This is a genomic window from Myroides odoratimimus, assembly GCF_030326305.1.
Lineage (GTDB): Bacteria > Bacteroidota > Bacteroidia > Flavobacteriales > Flavobacteriaceae > Flavobacterium > Flavobacterium odoratimimum_A.
In genome coordinates, this window is record NZ_JACAKB010000079.1 from 1 (window position 1) to 1,187 (window position 1,187).

Consider the following 1,187-nt stretch of genomic DNA (forward strand, 5'->3'; position numbering starts at 1 on the left):
TTCAAATCTTAAGAAAACTTCGTGTGATCCTGAGTTATAACGTTGAAGTGCTGTAGTATCAAAATCATAAGAATAACCTACAAATAGATTTTCATTGACTTGGAATCCTGCCAAGGCGCTTACTGAAGCATCCCATCGATAAGCAGCTCCTAAAGTAAACTTGTCATACAACAAAAAGTTAGCTGTCAAATCTACTTGTAACGGTGCTCCACTTACTGCCTTAACTAAAGCGGCTGGCTTAAATAAAATATCTTGACTTAAATCAAATACATATCCTCCCATTAAGTAAAAGTGCATCTTCTGACGCATGGTCGTGATATCATTATCATCATAACGGTCTGTAGTTAAAAAATTCGGAACTGATAATCCTACATAAGCTTTATCAGAGTATAAATAAACCCCTGCTCCAATATTTGGGTTAAACTTATTATTAATATTCTCTTGACTTACTGGATCTGTAGGATTGTGGATATTAAGCTTTGTATAATCAACACTTAATAAATTAGCTGTTCCTTTAAGTCCAAAAGCTAATTTATAATCAGCATTTAAGTCAATAGCATAAGCTAAATCTACAGAGATATTATTCTCATCCATTGCTCCTAATCGATCATTGGTAAAGTTCACTCCTAGTCCTAATCCACTTTCTCCAAGAGGGGTAGATACAGACACATTTGCTGTCTTAGGTGCTCCATCTAGCCCTACCCACTGTGTTCTGTACATCCCAAATACGTTTAACGTTCCACGACTCCCTGCATAAGCTGGGTTGATCATATTAGTATTATACATATACTGGGTATACTGCGGATCTTGCTGAGCTTGCATAGTTTGGAAGCAGCCTATTAGCAATAGACTGATTCCAATTTTCTTTATATTTTTCTGAATACTCATAACTCTTCTTACTTATTACTTTCTAACTGTAGATACCCTGATTTCTTAATCATACGTGAACCATGCTTATCTTTATACTCATAAGTAACGATATAGAAGTATGCTCCTGTAGGTAATTTCTCACCTTTATTTATAGTAACACGTCCATCTGAGTATCCTCTAAACACATTACCTGCACTGTCATAACTCTTCGTGTCAAATACCTTAACTCCCCAACGGTTGTAAATCTCTACTGTATTATTAGGGAATCTGTTGATATTATCTATGATAAAGTAATCATTCTTTCCATCTCCATCAGG

The 1,187-nt window shown here is 35.4% G+C and carries 2 protein-coding genes; both read right to left on the reverse strand.

Annotation, left to right across the window (positions count from 1 at the left end):
• Window positions 1-888 (reverse strand): PorP/SprF family type IX secretion system membrane protein (locus HX049_RS18355; RefSeq protein ID WP_286417825.1); only part of this gene is annotated, 888 nt, incomplete at its 3' end.
• A gap of 8 nt (window positions 889-896) precedes the next feature.
• A partial coding sequence (locus tag HX049_RS18360) for a gliding motility-associated C-terminal domain-containing protein (protein ID WP_286417826.1) occupies window positions 897-1,187 on the reverse strand: 291 nt, incomplete at its 5' end.